The 8124-nt window shown below is 59.5% G+C and carries 4 protein-coding genes; all 4 read right to left on the minus strand.

All coding sequences use genetic code 11. The features are described from left to right. Positions 1-192: 192 nt before the first annotated feature. Positions 193-639 (minus strand): hypothetical protein, encoded by a 447-nt coding sequence (locus tag FJU31_RS19145; protein WP_150456150.1) that lies wholly within the window; start codon positions 637-639, stop codon positions 193-195. Further along, entirely contained in the window at positions 639-1520 is an 882-nt protein-coding gene (locus FJU31_RS19530; protein WP_246161485.1) for an RHS repeat-associated core domain-containing protein, read from the minus strand. The genes FJU31_RS19145 and FJU31_RS19530 overlap by 1 nt, the downstream gene beginning before the upstream one ends. A 14-nt stretch (positions 1521-1534) precedes the next feature. Beyond that, positions 1535-7447, minus strand: coding sequence for an RHS repeat protein (locus FJU31_RS19155; protein ID WP_150456151.1), 5913 nt, complete (start codon positions 7445-7447; stop codon positions 1535-1537). Between the two features lie 340 nt (positions 7448-7787). Next, positions 7788-8124: hypothetical protein (locus FJU31_RS19360; RefSeq protein WP_223176421.1), on the minus strand; the 337-nt coding region annotated here is incomplete at its 5' end.

Consider the following 8124-nt stretch of genomic DNA (forward strand, 5'->3'; position numbering starts at 1 on the left):
TCCGGGGTTGCCAGCCTTTTCCTGGAACACCGCCCCCGGCCGACAACGCCGAGGACGGTGAAGATTTCCAAGACCCGCTATCCGGTAGATCGCAAGGCTGCACCGCTTAAGTGAACAGCATTACGGCCTGGGCCGGGGCTTTTCTACAACTGGTGCCGGAAACAGGAGTCGAACCTGCGACCTACGCATCCATCATAGCGAAGGACTATAGGCCAGCAGCATCGGCTCTATTAGATTCAAGCCTTCCTCCAGCCGTCCTTCGTCCAGTGCTTCCCTGGAGAGCAGGGCGATCTCCAATCCGGCTTGATCCAGCAGCCCTAGCGAAAGAAGCGCCAGCAGGCTCAATAGATCGAGCCGATCAACATCGCCGTTCTCGAACAGCCATCGTACCAAGCTCAAGTGATGCTTTGGCATCTGCCCGGAAAGCACATGATTCCTCGCAATCCAAGTCGATGCTCTTGCAAGAGCCCCTAAGTCGTGTTGTGAAAGATAGGAAGCAATGTCGGCATCGATCGCCGAGGGCAGACTGATTTCACCCGACCAGTAGCGGTCCAGCAAGGCAGGAGCCAGGTCGCCAGCAGATCCGAGAACCTCCGTTTCCACAATTCCCGCCAGAAGCACGTAGCTATCACCGTCCACTAGTAACGACCTCCTTTTGCAGGCTTAGGAGGGAAGTTGATTGGCCTGTCCTTCGAGCTTGGCTCCTGCTTCCCCTCGCCCACCGTAGCACGTCCGGTGAGGTCATCTGAGAATCGTCGGACGCTACCATTTTCCCCGACATGATCTGTGTGCCCGTGTACAACCTCGCCTTCCTTGGAGGTGACCGTATGGGTTTTGGATACCAGCCGCCCGCTCGAATCTCGTTCTAACTCGTGCTGGGATGATGCTCCGTCAGCGCCTTCAGATCGTCTTGGCTTAATGTCACTGGTGAATGGGCCATTGGGGTCAGCATCGCCCGAGCCAGCCCCCTCGGAACTACCAGCCTCACTTTTCTGAAATAGCCCCTTTATTCCCTTTATCAGAGAATCTCCCGCTCGTTCCCGCTGCTCCGGGGTGGTCGTGGCGTAATATCCAGTGACAACAATAATTGGCACGACCACCATAGGCACCAGAAGTGTCGCGCTGCGCCCATCAGGATCCGTGAACTTGTACGGATTGCTGTTCGCGTACCGGTACCGATTGAACTGCCCTATCGGATTGCTATACGCCGCCACAGGATCCACGGACAGGAACATACCCAACTGCGGATCCATGTACCGCTGCTGCATGTAGCTCAGCCCGGTCGACGCATCGCTCACATGTCCGGTATATCCCGGTCCATCCGTGACCTCACCACCCACCACGGCACCATAGGGCTCGTAGTCATAGCGCTTGATCACGTTGCCGTTGGCATCGCTCTCAGCCACGACCGAGCCCAGGGCGTCAGTATGGATGTATGTAACCGTCTGGGCACTGGCAGAAGCAACCGTGCAAAGAAGCGACAGCCAGCAAAAGGTAAAACGCGAGATCAGGTTCGACATGATATTTCCCCCGTTCATAGCGGCGGCTCCCCCGGATTCTCCGGCTTCGGATCCCGCTCCACCGTAGGCACGAATGGTGCCGACCACCCAGAGCAGCCCGCCGCGTTGCATGCCCTTACGACGTAGGGATCTGCGCAGTACTGAATCGAGTAGCCGCTCCCCTGAATGTCATTGAGCGGCCCCGAGTACATCTGCCCATACACCGTCGTGCCATCGCCTGCGTGCAGCTCATAGCGCTCCGTTCCAGCAGAAGCAGTCCAACGTACATTGCAGGAAGTAAATTCGCTGTCCTGGGGCCCCGCGTAGTAATAGTGGTGATGTGCATAGGTAATCACGGGAGCCGACGGAGCTCGTATTACATTGACGGTCCTTGTCGCAGACCAGCCGCCACAGCCGCTGCTGTTGCATGCAGCGACGCGATAGGCGTAGCTGCCAGATGGCCCGGGATTGAATGAGGTACTCGTACCCGCATGATCGCCTGCACCGGCCCAAGCAGCACCGTTGATACTCTGTTGCAGGCTGTAACGTGTCGCTCCGGTGACGGCGGACCAATTGACCGAGTAAGCACCGGCTGCGGAGCTCGGCGCGCTCAGGGAAGGCGCGCTTTGGGGGGGAAGCAGAACCGTAACAACCCCCGTACCGGAGTAGCCACTGCAGCCGCCGCCATTACAGGCGCGGACACGGAACGAGTAACTACCGCTCCCCCGCCCACTGATTCCAAGGCTGGTACCCGCCCCGCTCTGAATCTGCGACCAAGCACCGGACACAACTTCTTCCAACCGGTACTCTGTAGTCGCCCCAACGGCGGTCCAGGAGACAGTAAACGCCCCATTCGCACTGGAACTGGGCACCGTCAGCACCGGGGCAGCCCCCGGCGGCCGGGTCACTGCAGTGGATACCGAAGTGGAATAACCGCCACAACCACTGGCATTGCAGGCCTTGGCACGATACTCGTACGTCCCGCTGGCCTTGCCGCTGACCGCTTTGCTGACCGCAGAACCGTCGTACACGTTGGCCCATGCACCACCGGCAACCCGCTCATCCAATTGGTAGGAAGCCGCAGTAGGTACGGATGACCAACTCACGGTCCAAGCGCCTGAACTGTTAGTGGCAGGAACAGTAACTGCTGGCGCACCCGGCACCAGCAGTACAACGATTCCCTTGTCTGCCGACCACGGCCCGCAGCCGCCAGCATTGCAGGCTTGCACACGGTAGCTCCAGGTCCCAGTGGCCTTGCCGGATACATTCCGTACTGCTGACCCTTCTGCCTGCACGCCCTGCCACGCCCCGCTGCCGAGACGCTCCTCCAAACGATACTCCACAGCGCCAGCCACTGCACTCCACGTAACAGGGAACGAGCCCGTCGTGCTGCTACTGGCAAGGGTGATCGATGGAGCGGCGCTTGGTGGCAGTAGGACTGACGTAGACACGACGTTTGACCAAGGGCCGCAGCCTGCGGAATTGCAGGCGCGTACCTGGTACCCATAGACGCCGGTCGATTTCCCGGCGATCTGCACAGCCGTTCCGGCAAGGCTGGCGAGGTTGGTCCACGCGGCGGTTCCGAGGCGCTCCCGCGGCTCATAGCGGATGCTGCCCGCCACTGATGTCCAACTTACGGTGTAGGCCCCGGAATAGCTGCTGGCGGGGGCGGTCACTGTCGGTGCCGTGTCTGTCGGGTAGATCACAGTCATCGCCTGCGCAGCCGAGTACGGCCCACAGCCGGACACGTTGCAGGCGCGAGCACGATAGCTGTAGCTGCCGGCCGTCCTGCCATTCAACGTCACAGCAAGTGCTGCTCCGTCATGCACAACCACCCATGTGGCGGCTTCAGGCTGTTCCTCGACGACATAGCGGGACGCGTCTGCAATGGCCGACCAGTTGATGGTATGACTGCCATTGAGGCCAACCGCCGGCATGGCCAGCGCGGGCGTCGCTGTGGGAATGGGGACATAACTGATAAGGACGGACGCGCTCCAGCTTCCGCACCCGCTCCCTTGGCACGCCCTGACCTGGTAATGACGCGTTCCTTTCTCAACACCTGCAACGGCGTAGGACAGCGCACTGCCCGCATAGGCACTGCTCCACGAGCTACCCGAGCTGGTAGAAACACGAAGCTCATACCGGTTTGCGTTTCCGATTGAACTCCAGCTCACCGTGTAGTTGCCAGTGGCCACGGTAGCCGGCGCGGAGATCACGGGCGTTGCCAGAACCACTCCCGTCTCCACTTGTGCGATCAAATGGGCGCCGAGGTTCACATACTCAACTTCTTTTCCGGTGCGCTTGTTGTGTTGACGCCGCAGGACTCCGTCGTTGCCATAGAAAGAGAGAATGTCTCCCTGCGCGGCGTTATAGCTGCCCACACGGCGGCCATGGGCATCGTATGCATATGTCTCACGCCCTCCCACATCACGCAGACGATTGCCAAGATCAAAGCGGAACCCTTCACCATTCTTCTTGGCGAGGTTGCCCTGCACATCATAGTCAAGCCCGATGATGGCATTACCGTCGTCTTGGTTGACGGTCGTCATCCGGTTACGGGCGTCGTACCAGTAGTTGTGCTGCTTGATGCCCCCCAACTTGGCGCTGCGCAGGTTATCCAGAACGTCATAGGTAAACCGATAGATCTTGTCCCCACCAAACGAAGCAGAGTTTGCCTGCGTCAAGCGATCCGAGCTGTCGTACTGCATCTGCCGAGACTTGGCCGTCTCGATTGCATCGGTAATGCTGGCGACGTTGCCATTCTTGTCGTACGCAATGCTGACATCGATCACTCCGGAGTCAACCGCCCTGGCTGGCAGCCCGCGAGCGTTCTGCGACATGCTGTGGGTGACACCGTTCCCGTAGGTAAAGGCGCGCAATGCGCCATTGGGGTAGTAGCCCACGCCGGTAGCGAAGCTACCAACCCGAGTCGGTTGGCCAAGGGCGTTTGGCGACAGCGTCACCTGCAGGCCACTTGGGTACTGAAGACTGGCCATTGCGCCATTGGCATCGTAGCCATATCCCATCGACCAGATGCCCATCCCGGTCTGCTGAAGGGTTTCGTTGATGATCAAGCCGCGTTTGGCGTAGGCAAAGGTATTGATGACCTGCCTGCCGTCCGGATTGGCGGTCACAACCTGCGTAGGCTGCCCCACGTTGTTGTAGGACCATATCTGGTCACCGCTACCATCGGCAAAGAACAGTTGCTTCAGGCGATTGCGGGCATCATACGTGCGATCAACGCGACGACCGGACGCCTGCGCCGCTGCTGCATCGCACGTGTTGGGTGCCGTCTGTGTCAATCCCGCAGCGGACCAAGCGAGGTTGCCCGCGGCATCGTAGCCCATCGCCGTCGCCCCGGTTTCGGGCTCCACGCTCTTGCAGAGCTCCTGCTGGGGGTTGTAGACGTAGGAGCGTGTAACCGACACACCACTGGTTGCATTGCGACGCTTGATGGACGTCGGCTTTCCGAACACATCGCGCGCGATATCGGTGAAGGCACCGCCCGGATGCTCGATGGCCACGGGCATGTCGTACATCGGCGAGTCATACACCCGGTGCTGGACGGTTGTCGATTGCCCTCGCGGATCCGTCGTCCGTACGCGCATGCCGGACAGGTAAGCCGTGATCGTAGTCAGCAGCCCCTGCTCGCCATCAACCGAAGTCGACGTAGGCCGACCCAATGCATCGAATTCGCTCCACTGTCCGGCGGTGGGATTGCTTCCCGCGGCCGGATAAGACTGGAACGTAGTCCTGCCTGCATGATCGTAGCTGAAGCGCTGATAGCGCGCAGTTGACGCGACACTGCCGCCATCCTGCTCAAGGGTCAGTGCCGGACGCCACATCGCATCGAACCAGGTCACCTTGCTGCGATTACCGGTGTTCGTGGTCAACCGCCAATGGCCAGCCGCCAGCCCGTGCTCCACAGCATCGACACGCTCAAACACCTGGGTCGTGGGATTCCACGCAACTGAGTCACCCGTGGCAAATGTCTTGCGCACAAGGCGCCCCATGGGATCGTAGTCGAACGTGCTCTGGTAGCCCACCTCGTTGGTGGTCGACCGGATCCAGCCATTGTCATCAACGGAAGCCGACATCGAGGTACCGTCGGCAAAGCTGATCAACTGCGGCGTTCCGCGCTTCCAGTTGCTCAAACCGGTGGCATTGCCTCGCCCATCTGCAACGCTGGCCACGCTGCCATCGGCATGATAGGTCAGCGTCTGGACCAGCTTACCGAAGCGCCGCTGCTCGGTCGGAAGCGCAGCGGTGTTGTACGTCGTCTGCGCTTCGACCAAGCCTGAGTTGTTGTTTGTCTGCGAAGCAACTTGGCCGAGGATCCAGAGGGTGGTGTCGTTGTAGTAACTGGTGGTATCAGTCCGACTGGCTCCCTGTGAGCTACTACGAGTCACGCTTGCCGGGCGTCCATACCCGTCAAACGAGCTGACCTGCCAAGTCATTGTCACGTCATCCCGGGTCAATTGCCGCTGCTGCATTGGGCGAATGGTCACCGAACTGTCATCACTCCCACCCCAGCGAGATCCGTACCGATCAGGAAACGGCATGGACGACATCTGCGCGGTGGAAACATAGGTCAGCTTCTCTGACTCCAGTACCACCCCGGAGGATGACACCGTGCGCCGCCCCAGAAGCTTTCCTTCGTTGTGGCCAAAGACGATCCCGTACGTTTCTTCCAGCCTGCTGCCGTCCGGCTGGGTGATACTCACCACCTTTGACTGCGTGCAGGTTGTACAAGGCGGCACGCCATCCCACATGCCCTGATATTCACCAGAGTCTCCATATGTCCAACGCAACACAGCGATCCCAGGGCCGCTGATGGTCTTCTCCGATAAAGACAACACATCGAAGTAGTACGGCGTTCCGAGCGTATGGGTGATCGTTCCGCCGCTCTCGGTTGCGCCGCCCTGCGTCTCCGCGACGCATTGAATGACGGGTACGCCGGCGCGATAGAAACGGCCGTGGTCGAAACGGAACGACCCAACGGCTCCCGATGGGTGCTTGATCTGCAGTGAATACGTCTTGGGCCGGAGCGGCGCGACACCGCCACAACCTGGACCTGGATCATCGGTCCAGTGCTCATAATCGACGTACATGTTCGGCACATGGGTAAACTCCCAGCTCGCCGAGTCTGGTTGCACCACGCGTTGCAAGGTCGCCCCAGCGTAGACGTACGACCACGTACGCCCATTGGCCGTTGCGCTTGCGAGTTGGCTTCCGGAGTACTGCAGCGAAATGGATCGTCCATCATTGGCAGTGATGGACGTCGGGTGACCATTGCTGTTGTAGGCAATGTTGACCCAATTGCCGAAACGATCCTCGATGCGACTGGCGAGGATGTAGACCTCGATCCGCGGCCGGCTCTGCGAGGTCGAGCTGTCTGTACCCATCTCGCCAACCGTGCGCACCGTTCCGACATTGAAGGTGTACTTGACCCCTTCCGTAGTCTGCAGAACAAACCCCTCACCCTCATAGCCTGAAATCATGGCAGTGCAAGAGATGGCGTCCAGTGAACTCGTGGTCCAGTTGTTGCTCTGCCCACCCGTCGGCTTGAACTGGGAGGGCGGCATTCCGATCAACGTGCGCGCCTTGTCGCCAGGAAGGTTGACCGTATAGCCGGACCAGATGCTGTTGATGTTGTGGGGAGGCGAAGTCCACGGATGGAACGTATCCGTGCAACGCGCGGTCTTGCGCGCACCCATCCCGTAAATCCAGCCATAGTGGGAATCGAAGACCCCCGAAATGAATGGAACATCGACGTTCCAGTCACCCGCCCCTCCATAGATCTGGGGTGGCATGCCGCCTGTCGGGATTGGACGGACAGAAAGCTTACGTGACAGCCTTACCGGCAGCGCATTGGTCCCACGAAGATCAATGTCAGTCTGCTGGAACGATGCCGACTGGTCGTAGACGTTGACTGCATCGCCAAACAAGTCCGAGGTCAGCGCGCCCACCTGCTCGGCGGAACGCACCTGCTTGTCGTACTCCTGGTAGGGCTGCTGTACCGCTTGCTGGGCATGGGCGCTCCAGCCCGATGTGATCCCAAGAATGACCGCGCACACACGCGCAGACGGCCACATGCCGACTCTCAAAGACTCGATCCGCATCCCTGCCCCCTGATTGTTGTCAGGAGTATTCAGCCAAAATTGGCAAATATCAATACCGCGCGAATATGCTAGTCAGGCCCGACTTCTCAACAAGCCTTCGCGCGTTTTTTCGGCAGTGACAGCCCGGCCTCGCGACAGCCTTACGCAGTGGAACAAGAAATTCCGGTCATGGGGGTTGCGACAGGCCAAAGCTAATCAACAGAATGCAACATGCTGCACGGCCAAGCGCTTGATACCCCAAATCGCTAAGCGCCAAGGAACCCGAACTAGTGAGTTGGCCGCAAGACTCGGAAATTGAGGGCTGCCAGCCATGGGCTGGCACTACGGGTTTCCGGCCAGCGGCCGGCACTACCAAAACAAAAAGCCCCGACCAAAGGCCGTAATGCTGTTCACTTAAGCAGCCGGGCCAATCAGAATCCGATGCCAGTCTTCTGGCATCGGATTTTTTGTGGCCGTCCAACAGCAATTGCTCGACCTTGGTGACCTGTTCAATTTCTCCGACC

The organism is Stenotrophomonas cyclobalanopsidis (assembly GCF_008710035.1).
GTDB lineage: Bacteria > Pseudomonadota > Gammaproteobacteria > Xanthomonadales > Xanthomonadaceae > Stenotrophomonas > Stenotrophomonas cyclobalanopsidis.

Excerpts from the sequence above, each read along its gene's own strand:
- FJU31_RS19530 (WP_246161485.1), bottom strand. The coding sequence starts at position 1,520 with ATGTCGAACCTGATCTCGCGTTTTACCTTTTGCTGGCTGTCGCTTCTT.